17 protein-coding genes are annotated in these 18,586 nt (G+C 67.6%); 7 read left to right on the top strand and 10 right to left on the bottom strand.

Annotated features, from left to right (window positions below; genetic code table 11):
* Nucleotides 1-19: 19 nt before the first annotated feature.
* From IE100_RS01155 to ilvD, 3 genes are all read right to left on the bottom strand, one after another.
* Nucleotides 20-1,957, bottom strand: coding sequence for a RecQ family ATP-dependent DNA helicase (locus tag IE100_RS01155; protein ID WP_189372249.1), 1,938 nt, complete (start codon nucleotides 1,955-1,957; stop codon nucleotides 20-22).
* 124 nt (nucleotides 1,958-2,081) lie between these two features.
* Nucleotides 2,082-3,698 carry a methyl-accepting chemotaxis protein gene (locus IE100_RS01150; protein ID WP_189372247.1) on the bottom strand — a complete coding sequence of 539 codons (1,617 nt, stop codon included), beginning with the start codon at nucleotides 3,696-3,698 and terminating at the stop codon, nucleotides 2,082-2,084.
* 385 nt (nucleotides 3,699-4,083) lie between these two features.
* Complete coding sequence (gene ilvD, locus IE100_RS01145; protein ID WP_189372246.1) at nucleotides 4,084-5,940, bottom strand: dihydroxy-acid dehydratase; 1,857 nt, start codon at nucleotides 5,938-5,940, stop codon at nucleotides 4,084-4,086.
* A gap of 209 nt (nucleotides 5,941-6,149) precedes the next feature.
* Between ilvD and lgt the strand changes: the two genes are divergently transcribed.
* From lgt to IE100_RS01115, 6 genes are all read left to right on the top strand, one after another.
* Nucleotides 6,150-6,950 (top strand): prolipoprotein diacylglyceryl transferase, encoded by an 801-nt coding sequence (gene lgt / locus IE100_RS01140; RefSeq protein ID WP_189372244.1) that lies wholly within the window; start codon nucleotides 6,150-6,152, stop codon nucleotides 6,948-6,950.
* A gap of 29 nt (nucleotides 6,951-6,979) precedes the next feature.
* Nucleotides 6,980-7,327, top strand: coding sequence for a hypothetical protein (locus IE100_RS01135; protein ID WP_189372242.1), 348 nt, complete (start codon nucleotides 6,980-6,982; stop codon nucleotides 7,325-7,327).
* 232 nt (nucleotides 7,328-7,559) lie between these two features.
* A complete protein-coding gene (locus IE100_RS01130) occupies nucleotides 7,560-8,405 on the top strand; it encodes a putative selenate ABC transporter substrate-binding protein (RefSeq protein WP_189372241.1) in 846 nt (281 codons plus the stop codon).
* On the top strand, nucleotides 8,402-9,196 hold the full coding sequence (locus tag IE100_RS01125) for a phosphonate ABC transporter ATP-binding protein (protein WP_189372239.1): 795 nt from the start codon (nucleotides 8,402-8,404) through the stop codon (nucleotides 9,194-9,196). Before IE100_RS01130 ends, IE100_RS01125 begins: the two co-directional genes overlap by 4 nt.
* Nucleotides 9,190-10,764 (top strand): PhnE/PtxC family ABC transporter permease, encoded by a 1,575-nt coding sequence (locus IE100_RS01120; protein ID WP_189372237.1) that lies wholly within the window; start codon nucleotides 9,190-9,192, stop codon nucleotides 10,762-10,764. The genes IE100_RS01125 and IE100_RS01120 overlap by 7 nt, the downstream gene beginning before the upstream one ends.
* A 70-nt stretch (nucleotides 10,765-10,834) precedes the next feature.
* Nucleotides 10,835-11,317 carry a GNAT family N-acetyltransferase gene (locus tag IE100_RS01115; RefSeq protein WP_189372236.1) on the top strand — a complete coding sequence of 161 codons (483 nt, stop codon included), beginning with the start codon at nucleotides 10,835-10,837 and terminating at the stop codon, nucleotides 11,315-11,317.
* On the opposite strand, the gene IE100_RS01110 is transcribed toward IE100_RS01115, so the two are convergent.
* Entirely contained in the window at nucleotides 11,314-11,757 is a 444-nt protein-coding gene (locus IE100_RS01110) for an Lrp/AsnC family transcriptional regulator (protein WP_189372234.1), read from the bottom strand. The two genes, IE100_RS01115 and IE100_RS01110, sit on opposite strands and share 4 nt — an antisense overlap.
* A gap of 125 nt (nucleotides 11,758-11,882) precedes the next feature.
* Between IE100_RS01110 and IE100_RS01105 the strand changes: the two genes are divergently transcribed.
* Nucleotides 11,883-12,512, top strand: coding sequence for a LysE family translocator (locus IE100_RS01105; protein WP_189372232.1), 630 nt, complete (start codon nucleotides 11,883-11,885; stop codon nucleotides 12,510-12,512).
* Between the two features lie 77 nt (nucleotides 12,513-12,589).
* Here IE100_RS01105 and pabC read toward each other — a convergent pair whose 3' ends face one another.
* The 6 genes from pabC to fabD form a co-directional block, all read right to left on the bottom strand.
* Nucleotides 12,590-13,384: an aminodeoxychorismate lyase gene (pabC, locus tag IE100_RS01100; RefSeq protein ID WP_189372231.1), complete on the bottom strand. Its 795-nt coding sequence runs from the start codon at nucleotides 13,382-13,384 to the stop codon at nucleotides 12,590-12,592.
* Entirely contained in the window at nucleotides 13,384-14,682 is a 1,299-nt protein-coding gene (locus IE100_RS01095) for an aminodeoxychorismate synthase component I (RefSeq protein WP_189372229.1), read from the bottom strand. Before IE100_RS01095 ends, pabC begins: the two co-directional genes overlap by 1 nt.
* Before the next feature lie 261 nt (nucleotides 14,683-14,943).
* On the bottom strand, nucleotides 14,944-16,185 hold the full coding sequence (gene fabF, locus IE100_RS01090; RefSeq protein ID WP_189372227.1) for a beta-ketoacyl-ACP synthase II: 1,242 nt from the start codon (nucleotides 16,183-16,185) through the stop codon (nucleotides 14,944-14,946).
* A 167-nt stretch (nucleotides 16,186-16,352) separates the two neighbouring features.
* Nucleotides 16,353-16,592: an acyl carrier protein gene (gene acpP, locus IE100_RS01085; RefSeq protein WP_047965576.1), complete on the bottom strand. Its 240-nt coding sequence runs from the start codon at nucleotides 16,590-16,592 to the stop codon at nucleotides 16,353-16,355.
* 197 nt (nucleotides 16,593-16,789) lie between these two features.
* Complete coding sequence (gene fabG / locus IE100_RS01080) at nucleotides 16,790-17,551, bottom strand: 3-oxoacyl-ACP reductase FabG (protein ID WP_373295277.1); 762 nt, start codon at nucleotides 17,549-17,551, stop codon at nucleotides 16,790-16,792.
* 18 nt (nucleotides 17,552-17,569) lie between these two features.
* The gene (gene fabD / locus IE100_RS01075; RefSeq protein WP_189372223.1) at nucleotides 17,570-18,499 is read right to left on the bottom strand and encodes an ACP S-malonyltransferase; all 930 of its coding nucleotides are present in this window, start codon (nucleotides 18,497-18,499) and stop codon (nucleotides 17,570-17,572) included.
* Between the last annotated feature and the right edge of the window lie 87 nt (nucleotides 18,500-18,586).

Here is an 18,586-nt window from a genome sequence, read left to right as displayed (position 1 = left end):
TGGCCGCAGCGCCTTCCCCTTACGCCATCCCCACCGACAACAGCGCGCGCACGCGGGCAAACGGATAGCCGGCGAAGCGGCCGAAGCCGGGCAGCCGCGCCGCGCGCAGCGCCGTCAGCCGCGGCAGGGTGATGCCGCACAGGAAACAGGCCGCCAGATGCGCCTCCGCGGTCGCACCCAGCTTGTCGTGCAGCGCCGCCAGCGCGCCGTGCAACGTGGCGGCGTCCAGCGCGGCCTGTTCCGGCGCCGCCGGCAGTCGCGCCGGCTTGCCGCGGCACACCAGGCAATGGCCGCACTCGCGCGGCGCGGCGCTGTCGCCGAAGTAGCTGGCCAGCGCGAAACTCAGGCAGCTTTCCGTTTCGAACAGGCGCAGCATCTGCTGCAGGCGCGCCAGCTCGCTGTCCTCGCGCGCCTGGAACTGGCGATAGAGGCTGGCGGCCAGCGTGGCGACATCGAAGGCGGCGTCGTTCACCGCGTACACCTCGGTCATCTGCTTGCTTTCCAGCGTCAGCCAGCCGCGCTCGTCCATGAATTCCAGCGCCGTCACCGCGCGCTGGCGCTGGCCGGGGAAGGCCTGCAGGAAGCTGTCGAAGTCGAACGCGTACCAGCTGCGCCCGAGCTTGCTGTGCGCCAGCAGCGCGGCGACGAACTCGCGGCGCTCGTCCTTGAAGTGCGCCAGCAGCGCATCTTCGTCCTCGCGCAGCTGGAAGCGGTACTCGCTGTAGTAGCTGTACTGCGCCTGCAGCACGCCCTGCACCTCCAGATACACCAGCAGCGTCTTCAGCGGCAGCTGGCGGATATTGCTGTCCGCCGACAGCCCGTACAGCGTCATCTCCCACTGCCCGTGCTGCGCCTCGTTGCGGATGCGCTGCAACACCAGTTCGATGGCCGCCTGCTGCGGCGTGTCGCCGTAGACGAAGTTCTCCAGCACGTGCAGGCCGTCGCGGTTGCCCAGCAGCGTGCACAGCGACACCTCGCCGTCGCGGCCGGCGCGGCCGATTTCCTGGCTGTAGTTTTCCACCGATTTGGGCAGGTCGTAGTGGATCACCTGGCGGATATTGCCCTTGTCGATGCCCATCCCGAAGGCGATGGTCGCGACGATCACCGGCGTGTCGCCGCCCATGAACTCGTCCTGGATCTGCTCGCGCAGCGCACTGTCCAGCCCGGCGTGGTAGGCGGCGGCACCGACGCCCTGCGCCTGCAGCCGTGCGGCCAACGTTTCCGCGGTCTGCTGCTGGGTGACGTACACCACGCAGGCGGCGCCCGGCGTGCGCGCCAGCAGCTTCAGCAGCATCGCGTCCTTGTCCGCCTGCGCCACCGCGCGCACGTGCAGGTGCAGGTTGGGGCGGTAGAAGCCGGTGACGGTGATGTGTTCGGGCGCGATGTCGAAACGGCGCGCCATGTCCTGCATCACCGCCGGGGTGGCGGTGGCGGTCAGCAGCAGCACCTGCGGGATGGCCAGCTGCCGGCGGTACTGCGGCAACTTCAGGTAATCGGGGCGGAAGTTGTGGCCCCACTCCGAGATGCAGTGCGCCTCGTCCACCACCAGCAGCGACAGCGGCACCTCGGCGATAAAGCGGCGGAAGCGCTCGTTCTTCAGGCGCTCCACCGACACCATCAGCACCTTGATACGCCCGGCGCGCACGTCGGCCATCACCTGCTGCGCCTCGTCGCGGCTCTGGCTGGAGTCGATGGCCGCCGCGGCGATACCCTTCTGCTGCAGGAAGGCCAGCTGGTCGCGCATCAGCGCCAGCAGCGGCGAGATCACCAGCGTCAGGTGCGGCAGCTGCGTCGCCGCCAGCTGGTAGCACAGCGACTTGCCGGAGCCGGTGGGGAAGATCGCCATCGCGGAATGACCGTCCAGCAGCGCCTGCACCACCTCGCGCTGGCCGTCGCGGAAGCCGTCAAAACCGAAATACTGCGCCAGCGCGGCGTCAAGCGGGGAAGGAGGGATCATCGGTAGCTCCGGCGGCAAAGGCGCAAGGAGAACACACTCCCCGGCCGCTGCCAAGGTTGGCCGCAGGCCGCGCCGGTGGCAGCCGCCGCCGGCGTGGCCAGCGGCGGGCACGAACAGGCGGCGCCTAACCGAGGTGGAACCTGGTCACCGACTGGTGCAGCTCGCCGGCGAGGCCGTGCATGCTCTGCGTCGCGTCGGCGGCGGCACGCGCGGCAGCAGCGTTGTCGCTGGCGCTCCCGGCGATGCCCTCGACGTTGACGGCGATGTCGTTGCTGGCCACGCTCTGCTCCTTCAGCGCCAGCGAGATGTCTTCCACCGCGCGCAGCACCGCCGCCGACGCCTGCTCGATGCTGGCGATGGCGTCGCCGCCCTCGTCCGCCAGCGCACGGCCGGCGGCAACGCGTTCCACCGTCTCCACCATCGCCTGGCTGGTATCGGCCGACAGGCGGCGGATCTGCTCGATCTTGTCGACGATGTCGCCGGTGGCCTGCGCGGTGCGCTCCGCCAGCTTGCGTACCTCGTCGGCGACCACGGCAAAGCCGCGGCCCAGCTCGCCGGCGCGCGCGGCCTCGATCGCCGCGTTCAGCGCCAGCAGGTTGGTCTGGTCGGCGACATCGCGGATCACGCCGACGATGGAGGAGATATTGCCGACGTCCTCCACCAGCCGCTGCAGGCTTTGCGAGGCGGTGCCGACCACGTCGCTGATCACCCGCATCTCGTCCACCGCCTTGCGCACCACCGCCGCGCCGTCACGCGACAGCTGGCCGGAATTGCGCCCCAGCTCGTGCGCGTGCTCGGCGTTGGCGGCGATATGGTTGATGCCGACTGTCATCTGCTCCACCGATGCCGCCATCGCGGTGGCGGCCCCGCTCTGGCGGTCGGAACCGGCGGCGACGCGGTCGACGTTGTCCATCAGCCCGTCGGCCACCGACACCAGGTAGTCGGCATTGGTGATCACCTGCCCCACCATGTCGCGCAGGTGCTGCTGCATGTCGGCGATGCTGGCCAGCAAGCTGCCCTGCTCGGCCTGGCGGACATCGACCGCAGTATCCAGCCGCCCGGCGGAAATCGCCGCCACCACCTCCACCGCGTAGGCCGGCTCGCCGCCGAGCTGGCCGACCAGGCGGCGACCGATGACGTAACCGATGGCCAGGAGCAGCAGCAACAGGCCGACCAGGCCGGCGCCGAGGAACAGCGCCTGCCGCCACACCGCGTTGTCGATATGGTCGACGTAGATGCCGGTGCCGATCACCCAGCCCCAGCGCGCCGTTTTCTCGACCACCGCGATCTTGCCCACCGGCTGCGCAAAGCCGGGCTTGGCCCAGTGGTACTCGGCCACGCCGCCGCCGGCCAGCGCCAGGCGGAAGGCTTCACCGAGATTGACGCCATTGGGGTCGACCTGCGTCGTCATGCTGGTGCCGACCAGGTTGCGGCGGATCGGGTGGCCCAGATAGGTGAAGCGCTCGTCGGTGACGAAGAAGTAACCGTCCTCGCCGAAGCGCATCGCCATCACCGCGGCCATCGCCCGCCGCCGCGCCTCGTCCTCGCCCAGCGTCGCCGCCTGCGCCTCGTAACTTTCCACCAGCCTCGCCGCGCTTTGCGCCAGCTGGCGGGTATCGCGTACCGCCTGCTCGGTCAGGGTCTGGCCAAGGTTGAACAGCGCCCAGATCGTCATCAGCACGATGCCGATGGCCGCCGCGCCCACCATGGCCATGAATTGGGCCTTTACCGTCTTGAACATCCATCTCTCCCGTTTGCTGTTTGCTCTTCGTTGCCGTGTGCAGCGTGTTTTTTTTGCCGCTGCTTGTTATGGATATGGTCGTGCCGTCTGTCGCGGGCTGGCCGCCCGTACCTCAACACCCGGTACCGGCACCCGCCCTGCCACGCTGCTTACCGGTTCATGACACAAGCGTCCGAAGCGGCGCAGACTGTCCGCTTTTGTATCGAAATACGATCAAAAACAACGATTGTCTGTTTAAGCAGGTGGTGACCGCATGGTAGCGGCAGCGCGCCCGGCAAACTGTGACAAATCGTAACCAGCGCCGCGACGGCCATGAAAAACGGCAGCCCGCGGGGGCTGCCGTTGTGGCGGATGCGGCCAGGGTTGGCCGCAACGGTGGAGTGGCTTACTTGCGTTCCACCTGCGACACGTCGCGCACCGCGCCGGTGTCGGCACTGGTGGTCATCGCGGCATAGGCGCGCAGCGCCGGGCTGACCACGCGCTGGCGGTCTAGCGGTTTCCACGCCTGCGCGCCACGTGCTTCCTGCGCCGCGCGGCGTGCGGCCAGGGTTTCGTCGGACACCGCCAGGCGGATGCCGCGGTTGGGGATGTCGATCTCGATGGTATCGCCCTCTTCCACCAGGCCGATGGCGCCGCCTTCCGCCGCTTCCGGCGACACGTGGCCGATGGACAGGCCGGAGGTCCCGCCGGAGAAACGGCCGTCGGTCAGCAGCGCGCACGCCTTGCCCAGGCCCTTGGACTTCAGGTACGAGGTCGGGTACAGCATTTCCTGCATGCCCGGGCCGCCTTTCGGGCCTTCGTAGCGGATCACCACCACGTCGCCGGCGACGACCTTGTCGGCCAGAATCGCCGCCACCGCGTCGTCCTGGCTTTCGAACACGCGGGCGCGGCCGGTGAACTTGAGGATGGAGTCGTCGACGCCGGCGGTCTTCACGATGCAGCCGCGCTCGGCGATGTTGCCGTACAGCACGGCAAGGCCGCCGTCCTGCGAGTACGCGTGTTCCTTGTCACGGATGCAGCCCTCGGCGCGGTCGTCGTCCAGCGACGGGTAGCGCATGCTCTGGCTGAAAGCGATGGTGGTCGGCACGCCGCCCGGTGCGGCGCGGTAGAAGCGGTGCACCTCGCTGTCTTCGCCGTGGCGGCGGATGTCCCAGGCCTCCAGACCGGCGCCCAGGGTGGTGCTGTGGATGGTCGGCACCTCGCGGTGGATCAGGCCGGCGCGGTCCAGCTCGGACAGGATGGCGACCACGCCACCGGCGCGGTGCACGTCTTCCATGTGGTACTTCTGCGTCGCCGGCGCCACCTTGGACAGGCAGGGCACGCTACGCGAGATGCGGTCGATGTCGGTCATCTTGAAGTCGACACCGGCCTCGCTGGCGGCGGCCAGCAGGTGCAGCACGGTGTTGGTGGAGCCGCCCATCGCCACGTCCAGGCTCATCGCGTTCTCGAACGCGGCCTTGGTGGCGATGCTGCGCGGCAGCACGCTGAAGTCATCCTGCTCGTAGTGGCGCTTGGTGATGTCCACGATCAGGCGGCCGGCGCGCAGGAACAGCTCTTTCCGATCCGCATGGGTCGCCAGCATCGAGCCGTTGCCAGGCAGCGACAGCCCCAGTGCCTCGGTCAGGCAGTTCATCGAGTTGGCGGTAAACATGCCGGAGCAGGAGCCGCAAGTCGGACAGGCGGAGCGCTCCACCTTGTCCACGTCCTCGTTGGAGATCGCGCTGTTGGCGGCCTCGACCATGGCGTCGACCAGGTCCAGCTTGCGCTCGGTGCCGCGCCAGTTGACCTTGCCGGCCTCCATCGGGCCGCCGGACACGAACACCACCGGGATGTTCAGGCGCAGCGCGGCCATCAGCATGCCAGGGGTGATCTTGTCGCAGTTGGAGATGCACACCAGCGCGTCGGCGCAGTGGGCGTTGACCATGTACTCCACGCTGTCGGCGATCAGGTCGCGGCTTGGCAGCGAGTACAGCATGCCGCCGTGGCCCATGGCGATACCGTCGTCGACGGCGATGGTGTTGAATTCCTTGGCCACGCCGCCGGCTTTTTCGATCTCGCGCGCCACCAGCTGACCCATGTTATGCAGGTGCACGTGGCCGGGCACGAACTGGGTGAAGGAGTTGGCGATGGCGATGATGGGCTTCTGGAAGTCCTCGTCCTTCATGCCGGTGGCGCGCCACAGGGCGCGGGCACCCGCCATGTTGCGGCCGGAAGTCGAGGTCTTGGAACGGTATTGAGGCATGATGTGTCCTTGAATGCAGTAATGGCTTTGTCGCTTTGATCTGGCGGCGCGTCGCGGGCCGGACGGGATATTGCCCGGCCGGTAGAACTTGCGGGTGCCGGCATGTTCTACACATAAGGCGTCGCACTGCGGGTAGCCGCGCGACGTCCGGTAACGCTTTCCGTATAATTTATCCCTATCCTTTTACCGCAAACGCCCATACCTGACAAATGCTGATCCATCCCCAGTTTGACCCTGTCGCCATCCAGCTCGGCCCGCTGGCCATCCACTGGTACGGCCTGATGTACCTCGTCGGCTTCGGCCTGTTCCTGTGGCTGGGCCATGTCCGCATCAAACAGCAGCCGGATTGCGGCTGGAGCGGCAAGGATCTCGACGATTTCCTGACCTGGGCGGTGCTCGGCGTCATCGCAGGCGGGCGGCTGGGCGAGGTGCTGTTCTACCAGCCCGGCTACTACCTGGCGCACCCGGCCGAGATCCTGATGGTGTGGAAAGGCGGCATGAGCTTCCACGGCGGCTTTCTCGGCGTGCTGGCGGCGATGCTGCTGTTCGCGCGCAAGAAAGGCGTCAGCTTCTGGCAGATCAGCGACTTCGTGGCACCGCTGGTGCCGACCGGCCTCGCCGCCGGGCGCATCGGCAACTTCATCAACGGCGAGCTGTGGGGCCGCATCGCCAGCCACGACCTGCCGTGGGCGATGATCTTCCCGCACGTCGACGCCATGCCGCGCCACCCGTCGCAGCTGTACCAGGCGGCGCTGGAAGGCCTCGCGCTGTTCGTGATCCTGTGGCTGTTCTCGGCGCGGCGCCGGCCGCTGGGCCAGGTGTCGGCGGTGTTCCTGATCGGCTACGGCAGTTTCCGCTTCATCGCCGAATTCTTCCGCACCCCGGACGCCGGCATCTTCGGCCAGTCCGACATCATCAGCATGGGGCAGTGGCTGAGCGTGCCGATGATCGTCGCCGGCCTCGGGCTGTACCGCTGGGCCGCGAGGCGCAACGCGGTGCGGCAACACTGAGCCGCCCCTGGCGGCAAGGAGGAGCGAGCATGAAATCCGTTCTGCTCGGCGTGGCGGCGGCGCTGCTGCTCGGCGCCTGCGCCACCTACCAGTGGCGCCACGCCACCCGCTACGACGCCAACTTCGACGAAGACAGCTTCCAGTGCAAGAAGGAAGCGGCGCAGGCCTTCCCGCCGCTGGCCGGCGAGCGCGTCACCCGGGCGCCGCGCTTCGGCCCGTCCTGGTTCTGCTCGCCCGCCGGCACCCGCTGCAGCCGCACGCTGCCGTACTGGCAGGACGCCGAAACCGAGAGCTACGACATCAACGAGCGCGCGCGCGACGACCTGTACCGCAGCTGCCTGCAGGCACGCGGCTGGATCCGCTACCGCGTCGAGTGAACAGCCCCCTCCATGACCTTGCCCGCCGCAAGGTTGGCCGCAAGCGCCCCCGCCGCCAGGATTCCCCGGCGGCGGCGCCTTTTTATGCTGTCGCGATTAGGCGCGCGCGCCGATCCGGCATAAAATACGGCCACTCTGGCGGCTTATCGTCCGCCTGCCCCGAGCAGTCCGCGCGACTGCTTTTTTGATGGTGGCGGCTTGTTGCCCGCCCAACCCGAAGGATGATCCGTTCATGAACATTGCCAAACTGTCCGTGGCAGGCCTGCTGCTGGCCGCCGCCACCCTGTCCCACGCCGAAGCGCTGCTGAAAGTCTCCGCCATTCCGGACGAAGCCCCGACCGAGCTGCAGCGCAAGTTCGCGCCGCTGGGCCAGTACCTGGAAAAAGAGCTGGGCATGAAGGTGCAGTTCGTACCGGTCAGCGACTACGCCGCGGTGGTCACCGCGCTCAACGCCGACCAGATCGACATGGCGTGGCTGGGCGGCTTCACCTTCGTGCAGGCCAGCCAGCGCGGCAAGGTGGTGCCGCTGGTGCAGCGCGAGGAAGACTCGCGCTTCACCTCCAAGTACATCGTCAATGCCGACAGCGGCATCAGCAAGCTGCAGCAGCTGAAGGGCAAGAGCTTTGCCTTCGGCTCCGCCTCGTCCACCTCCGGCCACCTGATGCCGCGCTACTTCCTGCAAAAGCAGCACATCAAGCCGGAAGCCTTCTTCAAGAGCGTCGGCTACTCCGGCGCGCATGACGCCACCGTGGCCTGGGTCTCCTCCGGCAAGGTCGACGCCGGCGTGCTGAACGCCTCGGTGTGGGACAAGCTGGTCGAGGCCGGCAAGGTCGACCAGAGCAAGGTCAAGCTGCTGGGCACCACCCCGCCGTACTTCGACTACAACTGGACGGTACGCGGCAGCCTGGATAAAAAACTGCAGCAGAAAATCCAGCAGGCGTTCCTGAAGCTGAACGCGGCCAACCCTGAGCACAAGGCCATCCTCGATCTGCAACGCGCCAGCCGTTTCATCCCGACCAAGGCCGCCAACTACAAGGGCATCGAAGCCGCCGCCAAGGAAGCCGGCCTGCTGCAATGAGTCTGCGTTTTGACGCGGCCAGCCTGAGCCTTAACGGCCACCGCATCCTGCAGCCGCTCACGCTGCAGCTGGCGCAGGGCGAGCAGGTGGCGCTGATTGGTCCGTCCGGCGCCGGCAAGTCGTCGCTGCTGCTGCTCGCCAATAGCTGCCACCGTCCCGACGGCGGCAGCATACAGCTGCTGGGCGAGGATCCGTGGCAGCTGCGCGCGCCGGCACTGCGCCGGCTGCGCAGCCGCATCGGCAGCGTGTACCAGCATCCACCGCTGCCGGCGCTGCAGCGGGTGGTCACCGCCGTGGGCGCCGGCCAGCTGGGCCGGCTGTCAACGTTGGCCGCACTGCGCCGCCTGCTGTGGCCGCAGGATGTCGCCGCCATCCGCGACGCACTGCAACGGGTGCAGCTGGGCGACAAGCTGTGGCAGCGCTGCGACCGCCTGTCCGGCGGCCAGCGCCAGCGCGTCGGCATCGCCCGCGTGCTGTACCAGCAGCCGGAGCTGTTGCTGGCCGACGAGCCGGTGTCGGCGCTCGACCCGCGCCTGGCCGACGACACCGTGGCGCTGCTATGCGCCGACGCCCGTCAGCGCGGTGCCACGCTGCTGGTCAGCCTGCACTCGGTCGAGCTGGCGCTGGCCCACTTCCCGCGCCTGATCGGCCTGCGTGACGGCCGCATCGCCTTCGACCTGCCGCGCGCCCAGGTCACCCCGCCGCTGCTGGCGGCGCTGTACGCCGGCGAACAGCCGGCCATCGCCGACGAGCCGGCGCTGGGCAGCGGCATCCGGATCGCGCCATGCTAAGCAACAGCCTGCACGACCCGGCCCGCGCGTCGCGACTGGCCGGCCTCATCGCCACGCCGCTGTTGCTGCTGGCGGCGATGGCCTACACCGGCTTCAACCCGCTGCTGCTGGCCGATGGCGACACCGCCGGCACGCTGTGGCGCTTTGTCGCCGACTTCTTCCCGCCCAGCACCGACGGCACCTTCCTGCACGACATGCTGCGCGAAACCGCCACCACGCTGGCGATTGCCAGCAGCGGCCTCGCGCTGGCGGTGCTGCTCGGCCTGCCGCTAGCGCTGCTGACCAGCCGCGCGCTGGACCGCGACACGCTGTGCGGCGAGGCGCCGGCCCGCCCCTGGCAGGCCTTGCAACGTCTGCTGCGCGCCATGCTGATCGTGCTGCGCGGCGTGCCGGACCTGGTGTGGGCGCTGCTGCTGGTGCGTGCCGCCGGGCTGGGCAGCCTGCCGGCGGTGCTGGCGCTGGGACTGGCCTACGGCGGCATGCTGGGCAAGGTCTACGCCGAAATCCTGGAATCGCAGCCGCGCGAGGCCGCGGCGGCGCTGGCCGCCAGCGGGGCGTCGCGGCTGGCGGTGTTCGGCTACGCGCTGCTGCCGCAGGCGGCGACCGAGCTGATCAGCTACAGCGTCTACCGCTGGGAATGCGCGATCCGCGCCTCGGCGGTGATGGGCTTCGTCGGCGCCGGCGGCCTCGGCCTGCTGCTGGATACCTCGCTGCGGATGCTGAACGGCGGCGAGGTCGGCAGCCTGCTGCTGCTGTTCGCCGCGCTGGTGGCGCTGACCGAAGGCGTCAGCCGCGTCAGCCGCGCCGCCATCCACAGCCGCGCCGGCGGCGCCGCGCTGGCCACCGGCACGCTGTCGCTGCTGGCACTGTCGCTGCTGTGGCTGTGGCCGCAATGGCGCGAGGCGCCGTTCGATGTCGCCGGGCTGTGGCGCTTCGCCCAGGAATTCCTGCGGCCAACCTTGCGCGGAGACTTCCTCGTCCAGGTCGGCAGCGGCGTGCTGGAAACGCTGCTGGTCTCGGCGCTGGGCAGCGCACTGGCCTTCATCGGCGGCGCGCTGCTGGCGCTACCGGCCAGCAACCGCGGCCCGCGCTGGCTGCGCGCGCCGGTGCAGTTGCTGCTCAATTTCCTGCGCGGCACGCCGGATCTGCTGTGGGGCGCGCTGGCGGTGCTGGCGCTGGGCCTCGGCCCGGCCGCCGGCGTGCTGGCACTGGCGGTGCACACCAGCGGTGTGCTGGGCCGGCTGTTCGCGCAGACGCTGGAAAACACGCCTCCGGATGCGGAGGCCGCGCTGCGCCACAGCGGCGCCGGCCGCCTGGCCTGCTTGTGCTACGGCCTGCTGCCGCAGGCGCTGCCGCAGTGGCTGGCCTACACCCTGTACCGCTGGGAAAACAATATCCGCATCGCCGCCATCCTGGGCCTGGTCGGCGCCGGCGGCCTCGGCCAGCAGCTGTATCTGGCGCTGTCGCTGTTCCAGCTGTCCAACGCCGCCACGCTGATCCTGGCCATGCTGCTGCTGTCGTGGGGAGTGGAGAGCTTCAGCCGCTGGCTGCGGCAGAGGCTGGGCTGAGGGGCGGAACGTAAACCGTCCCCGGCAATTACGTTATCATGAGCATTGTGCCAACCCTGCCCGTGCCCCCATGTTCAGCCGCCCCGTTCAAACCGCCGACCTGCCCCACATCTGCCGCTTCGCCACCAGTGCCGAGGAGCTGTTTTTCGCCTACCCCAAGGCGCACTATCCGCTGGACGTAACACAGTTGGCCGCAGCGATTGCCCAGCGCACCCACGCCACCGTGATCGAACACGACGGCGCGGTGGCGGCCTTTGCCAATTTCTATCGCTGGGAACACGGCGGCAGCTGCGCCATCGGTAATGTACTGGTTGCGCCGGCGCAGCGAGGTCGCGGTGTCGGTCGCTTCCTGATCGGGCAGATGTGCCAGCTGGCGTGGCAGCACTACGCGGCCAGCGAGGTCACCGTCTCCTGCTTCAACCACAACACCGCCGGCCTGCTGTTTTATCCGCAGCTGGGATTCCAGGTGCACGCTGTCGAGGCACGGCAAACGAGCAGCGGCGAGACCTGCGCGCTGCTGCACTTCCGCCTGCCACGCCCGGCAGCCCCTTAACGCGGCGGCAGCACCGGGCGGTTGCTGAGCGGGGTCGACAGGATGATGCTGGTGCGCGTCTCGCCCAGATCGTTCAGCCGCGACACCAGCAGCTCCAGGTGCGACACGTCGCGCGCCAGCACGCGAAAGACGTAGGAATCGACACCGGTCACGTGGTGGCACTCCTGTACTTCCGCCATTGCGGCCAACCTTTCCAGCAGCACCTTCTTCGCCGGCTGCGGCACGGTGATGCCGACCAGCGCCGACAGCGCGAAGCCGGCCTTCAGTGGGGCCACCACGGCGTGGTAGCCGCTGATCACCCCCGCCTCTTCCAGCCGTTTCACCCGCTCCGACACCGCCGGCACCGACAGGCCCACCGTCTGCGCCAGTTCGGTCAGCGATTGCCGCGCATTGTCCTGCAGCGCCCGCAGGATCAGCCACGATTTGCCATCCACTTCCATTTGCAAGCCTTTCTGCTGTTTGACCTAAGAATATAAACCCGACATCGCATTCTGGCGAAGATCCGTCATGGCGCGCGCGGCGGCGCCGTCGCACACTAGGGCATCACATCGAGGAGCCAGACGTCATGCAAGACAGCCACCTGTTTGTCGAGGCCACCCTCATCGGGCTGGCGATTGCCGCGCCGGTCGGGCCGGTGGGTTTGTTGTGCATCGAGCGCACGCTGCGCCAGGGTGCGGCCACCGGCTTTGTCACTGGACTCGGCGCCGCCACCGCCGACGCCATCTACGCCGCGATCGGCGCCGCCGGCCTCGGCACGCTGATCGCGCTGCTGACGCGGCTGGCGACGCCGCTGGCGCTGGCCGGCTGCGTGCTGCTGCTGTACCTGGGCATCGCCACCCTGCGCCGCGACGCGGCCAGCCACGCCGCCCGTGCCGCCGGCGCGCACAGCCTGCCGCGCGCCTACGGTAGCGCGCTGGCGCTGACGCTGACCAACCCGATGACCATCCTGTCTTTCATCGCCATCTTCGCCGGGCTGGCCGGCGCGCGCACGCCGTCGCTGGCCGACAGCGTGCTGATGGTGGTGGGCGTGTTTGCCGGCTCGGCGCTGTGGTGGTTGCTGCTGGCCTACGGCGGCGGCCGGCTGCTGTCGCGGCTGGGCGCGCGCGGGCAGTTGCTGGTCGACAAGGCCTGCGGCATGCTGCTGATCGGCTTTGCGCTGCTGCTGGCGTGGCGCACGCTGGCGGGATGGCTCTGAGACTATGGAATGGCAGCGAACAGGCGTGGGGCAAGGTCCAGATCAGGGAAGGATGGCGGGTGTCGGTCGGCGACTGATCAGAGCAGCTGCTGCAGGCGGCGGGTCAGCGCGCCGGGCGGCCACTGCCGCGCCGCCAGCTGCCGCAGCGGCCAGATGCCGGCCAGGCTGTTGCAGACGAAGGCTTCGTCCGCGGCCATGACCTCATCCGGTGACAGCCGCGCCTCGCGCACGTGCAGGCCAAGGTTGGCCGCAGTGTCGATCACGCAGGCGCGCATGGCGCCGGACACGCCGCAGCGGTCCAGCAGCGGGGTAATCAGCTCGCCGGCACGCACGATGAACAGGTTGCTCATGGTGCCCTCCACCACCGTACCGTCCATGTCCAGCATCAGCCCCTCGGCGATGACCGGGTCCGTCCATTCGCTGCGCGCCAGCACGTTTTCCAGGCGGTTCAGGTGCTTGATGCCGGCCAGCCACGGCTGGATCGCCAGCCGCGTGTCGCACCAGCGGGCGACGATGCCCTGCTGCGCCCTCTCCGGCGGGTAACCGCCCCAGGCGCTGGCGCTGACGATGCGGGTCGGGCTGCACGCGGCCGGCATCGCGTAGCCGCGCTGGCCGCTGCCGCGGGTGAGCACGATCTTGACCACCGCGCGTTCAAGCCTGGCCGCCACGCTGGCGATCTCGCGCAGCAGCAGCGCCTCGTCCGGACACGGCAGGCGCAGCGCGGCGCAGTCTGCGGCCAACCTTTGCCACTGCCAGTGCCACAGCAGCGGTGTGCCGTGGCGTGCTTCCAGCGTGCGGTAGATGCCGTCGCCGTAGGCCAGGCCGCGGTCGCTGGCGCTGATGCTGTCGCCGGGCGCACCGTTGACCAGCATCAGGCCTGTTCCACGCCCAGCGCGCGCAACAGGCCGCGCGCCTTGTGGCGGGTTTCCTGCAGTTCGCGCTCGGGGTCGGAATCGGCGACGATGCCGCCGCCGGCGCGGAAGCGCAGCTGCTGCCCCTGCTGCATGAAGGTGCGGATCAGGATGTTGAGGTCCAGCGTGCCGTCGCGGTTGAGGTAGCCGAGACTGCCGGTGTAGGCGCGGCGCGCGCTGTTTTCCAGCTCGCGGATGATCTGCATGGTGCGCACCTTCGGGCAGCCGGTGATGGTGCCGCCGGGGAACAGCGCGCGGAACACGTCGACGGTGTTGACGCCGTCACGGATGCGGCCACGGACATTGGACTCGATGTGGTGCACATAGGCGTAACTGGCCACCGCCATCAGCTCGTTGACCTCCACGCTGCCGGGCTGGCAGATGCGGCCGAGGTCGTTGCGCTCCAGGTCGATCAGCATCACGTGCTCGGCGCGCTCCTTGATGCTGGAGATCAGCCGCTGCTTCAGCGCGGCGTCCTCGGCGGCATCGGGCGAGCGCGGGTGGGTGCCGGCGATGGGGCGGGTGTCCACCCAACCGTCGTGCACGCGCACCAGCCGCTCCGGCGAGGAGCTGACGATGTGCGCGTCACCGAAGTCGGCCAGCGCCGAGAACGGCGCCGGGTTGGTGTGGCGCAGCGCGGCGTACAGGTCCGCCGGCCGTACGTCCTCCGCCAGCGTGGCGCGCCAGCCGCGCGAGATGTTGACCTGGAACACGTCGCCTTCGTAGATGTAGTCCTTGAGCTTGACCACCGCGTCGGTGTACCAGTGCGGCGGGTCTTCTTCCAGCGCCTGCAGCACCACCGGGTTGGCCGCAAACGGTTCCGACTCCACCAAGGCCTGTTTCAGCGTGTCCAGCTGCGCCGGCGTTTCCGCCAGCAGCCAGCTTTCCCGCTTCACGCGGTCATGGAGCAGCGCGGCGGGCATGCGGCTGAGCACCGCCAGCGGGAAGCTGTCGCTGATCGCCTGCGGCACGCTGGGCTCGAACTCGGACAGCAGGTCGTAACCGAGATAGACAAACCAGCCGCCGCTGAACGGCAGCCGGTGCGGATTGTCCACCGCCTGCGGCAGCGGCAGCGCGCGCACGTCGTCGAGGAACAGCGCGCCCTCGCCTTCGCGATAAACACGGGTATGCTGCGGCAGGGCCATCAGGATGTCCCAGCCGCTATCACCCGACGACTGCATCAGGTAGGGGAAACGGGCGCGATCGTGGGCGTGCAGGGCCAGCAGATCGGGGGTAAAACTCAGCAGTTCACAGTGCATGGCAGCAGGGCCCGAGGTTCGGTTGCGGCAAGAATGGCGGGGTGGCCGGCCGGGGGCGGGCGGCGGTGATCGACTCCCGCCGACCGCCACCTAATAGGACTATACATCCGCCGCCAAGCCTTGCCAGCGCGGCTACGGCCGCCGGCGCCACCCGCCCTCTCCCGGCAACAGCAACGTCATGTTGGCCGCAAAAAGAAAAGACCGCGCGAGTTTATCGCAGCGGTCTTGGCTGTCAACGGTTTCGACACCGTTGGGCGAGGCTTACACGCGCTTGAATACCAGCGTGCCGTTGGTACCACCAAACCCGAAGGAGTTGGAGATCGCCACGTCGATTTTCATGTCACGCGCGGTGTTGGCGCAGTAGTCCAGATCGCAGCCGCCTTCGATGTCCTGATCGTGCAGGTTGATGGTCGGTGGCGATACCTGGTTGTGCACGGCCAGAATCGAGTAGATCGCTTCCACGCCGCCGGCGCCGCCCAGCAGGTGGCCGGTCATCGACTTGGTGGAGTTGACCACCAGTTTCTTGGCGTGGTCACCGAACGCGATCTTCAGCGCGTTGGTTTCGTTGGCGTCGCCCAGCGGCGTGGAGGTACCGTGCGCGTTCACGTACTGCACGTCTTCCGGATTCAGCTTGGCGTCGCGCAGCGCGTTCAGCACGCCGCGGGCCGGGCCTTCGGCGCTCGGTGCGGTGATGTGGTGCGCGTCGGAGCTCATGCCGAAGCCAACCAGCTCGGCGTAGATCTTGGCGCCGCGCTTGACCGCGTGCTCGTACTCTTCCAGTACCAGCACACCGGCGCCCTCGCCCATCACGAAGCCGTCACGGCCCTTGTCCCACGGCCGCGAGGCGGTCGCCGGATCGTCGTTGCGGGTCGACAGGGCCTTCATCGCGGCAAAGCCGCCCACCGCCAGGCTGGAGATGGTGCCTTCGGCGCCACCGGCCACCATCACGTCGGCGTCACCGTACTGGATCACGCGCGCGGCGTCGCCGATGCAGTGCGCACCGGTGGTGCAGGCAGACACGATGCCGTAGCTCGGACCCTGATAGCCCTTGAGGATGGATACGTGACCGGCCACCATGTTGATCAGCGAGCCCGGAATGAAGAACGGACCGATCTTGCGGATACCGCCTTCGTGGCGGGCGACGCCGGTTTCCTCGATCAGCGGCAGGCCGCCGATACCGGAACCGATGTTGACGCCGACGCGGGTCTTGTCCAGGCCCGGCACGTCGTCGAGGCCGGAGTCGGCCACCGCCTGCAGCGCAGCCGCGATGCCATAATGGATGAACACATCCATGCGGCGCGCGTCTTTCGCCGAAATATACTGGCTAATGTCGAAGCCTTTGACTTCACCCGCTACCTGGCAGGCGATATCGCTGGCATCGAAGCGGGTAATGGTGGTGATACCACTCTTGCCGGCCAGGAGATTGGCCCAGCCGCTCGTCACATCGTTGCCGACCGGGGACACATGGCCCAGGCCGGTCACTACTACTCTGCGTTTTGACACAGGGTATCTCCGCGAAAAAAGGGAGGGAATCTCCCGATAGTCCTGAACGGACGCTGCTTGATGGCGAGCCACCAAATCAAACGCACGTTTCAGGGCCACTACAGCAAAAGACCCCTGCAGGCGAGCCTAGGCTACACCGGCAGAGGTCCTGGTAAGCCCCGGGGGGATTACTTGTTCAGGTGAGCCGTAACGTAGTCTACTGCTTGCTGAACGGTGGTGATCTTCTCGGCTTCTTCATCCGGGATTTCGCACTCGAACTCTTCTTCCAGTGCCATTACCAGTTCAACGGTATCCAGGGAGTCGGCGCCCAGATCGTCAACAAACGAAGAGTCGATTTTAACTTCGGCTTCGTTCACGCCCAGTTGCTCGGCAACGATCTTTTTAACGCGCGCTTCGATGTTTTCCATTTGTTTAAATCCTTTACCTTTCTGTGTACGGGACAACAAAACCCCGCCATTCTACAAAAAAAACCTGCTCAAGCCTACCGCAGTCACATCATTGCCATGATATTGGCCACGAATCGGCAGTCAGTCCGGCTTTTGACCCGCCAGCATGCTCATGCTGCACTGGCAAAAACCCCAAAACCATTCCTTGCCGCTGCCGCTTACGGCATCAACATGCCGCCGTTCACGTGCAGGGTCTGGCCTGTCACGTAAGCCGCGCGGTCGGACGCCAGGAAATCCACGGCATCGGCGATGTCCTGTGCCGCGCCCAGGCGACCCAGTGCAATCTGTTGTACCAACGCCTCACGCTGCGCTTCCGGCAGCGCACGGGTCATGTCGGTATCGATGAAACCCGGTGCCACGCAGTTGACGGTGATGCCGCGGCTGCCGACTTCGCGCGCCATCGACTTGGTGAAGCCCATGATGCCGGCCTTGGCGGCGGCATAGTTGGCCTGACCGGCATTGCCCATCGCGCCGACTACCGACGCGATGTTGATGATGCGGCCCCAGCGGGCCTTCATCATGCCGCGCATCACGGCCTTGGACGCCTTGAATACCGACTTCAGGTTGGTATCCATGATCGCGTCCCAGTCTTCGTCCTTCATGCGCATCAAGAGGCCGTCGCGGGTGATGCCGGCGTTGTTCACCAGGATCGCCACATCGCCGTACTCTTTGCTGATGGTGTCGACCAACGCGTCGATGGCACCGTCTTCACCGACGTTCAGCACCATGCCGACACCGCCCCACTGCGCCAGGCGCTCGCCGATGGCGGCGGCGCCGCTTTCGGAGGTGGCAGTACCGATCACCTTGGCGCCGGCGGCGGCCAGGGTATCGGCGATGGCGGCACCGATGCCGCGCGAGGCGCCGGTAACCAGCGCAACCTTACCTTGCAAACTCATTGTCTCTCTCCTGGTAGGCCGCATGCGGCCAACCTTGTGTCTTTACGCCAGTTCGGCGCGGGCCGCTTCCAGCTTGGCGGCGTCGGTCAGCGCGTGGCAGTTCACGCTGCCGTCGATACGCTTGGCTAGACCGGCCAGCACCTTGCCTGGGCCGCACTCGGCCATCAGCACGATGCCACCTGCGGCCAGCTGCTGGATGGTTTCGGTCCAGCGCACCGGGCGGTATAGCTGGCGCGTCAGCGCGTCGCGGATCTGGTCGGCGTTGTCGTAGGCGGCAACGTCGGCATTATGCAGTACCGGAATCTGCGGCGAGTTGATCTGGATCGTGGCCAGTGCCGCAGCCAGCTTGTCGGCGGCAGGCTTCATCAGCGAGCAGTGCGATGGCACCGACACCGGCAATGGCAGCGCGCGCTTGGCGCCACGGGCCTTGCACAGTTCCATCGCGCGTTCCACCGCAGCCTTGTTGCCGGCAATCACCACCTGGCCCGGCGAGTTGAAATTCACCGGCTCCACCACTTCGCCCTGCGCCGCTTCGGCACAGGCGGCGCGAATGTCGTCGTCGGACAGGTTGAGGATCGCGGCCATCGCGCCCTCACCGGCCGGTACCGCGTCCTGCATCGCTTCGGCGCGCAGACGCACCAGTTTCACCGCGTCGGCAAAATCCAGCGCCCCGGCAGCCACCAGTGCGCTGTACTCGCCCAGGCTGTGCCCGGCGAGGGCAACCGGCAAGGCGCCGCCTTGTGCCAGCCAGGCACGATAGGTGGCCACACCGGCGGCCAGCATCAGCGGCTGGGTATTGACGGTGGCGTTGATCGCCTCCGGTGTTTCCGCCTGCAGCATGGCCCACAGGTCTTCACCCAGGGCGGCCGAGGCTTCATCGAATGTCTGTTTTACTACCGGCAGGTCGGCAAAGCCGTCCATCATTTTCAGGCTCTGCGAGCCCTGGCCGGGAAAAAGAAAGGCAAACGCCATCTCGGGGTCTCCTTTTTGAAACGGGGTGAATAATGACGACTTGCCGGCATTTATGCAAAAAAACGATCAAACAGCCGTATGAATGGA

This window comes from Vogesella alkaliphila (genome assembly GCF_014652475.1).
Classification (GTDB): Bacteria; Pseudomonadota; Gammaproteobacteria; order Burkholderiales; family Chromobacteriaceae; genus Vogesella; species Vogesella alkaliphila.
This window is presented reverse-complemented; position numbering and strand designations above follow the sequence as displayed.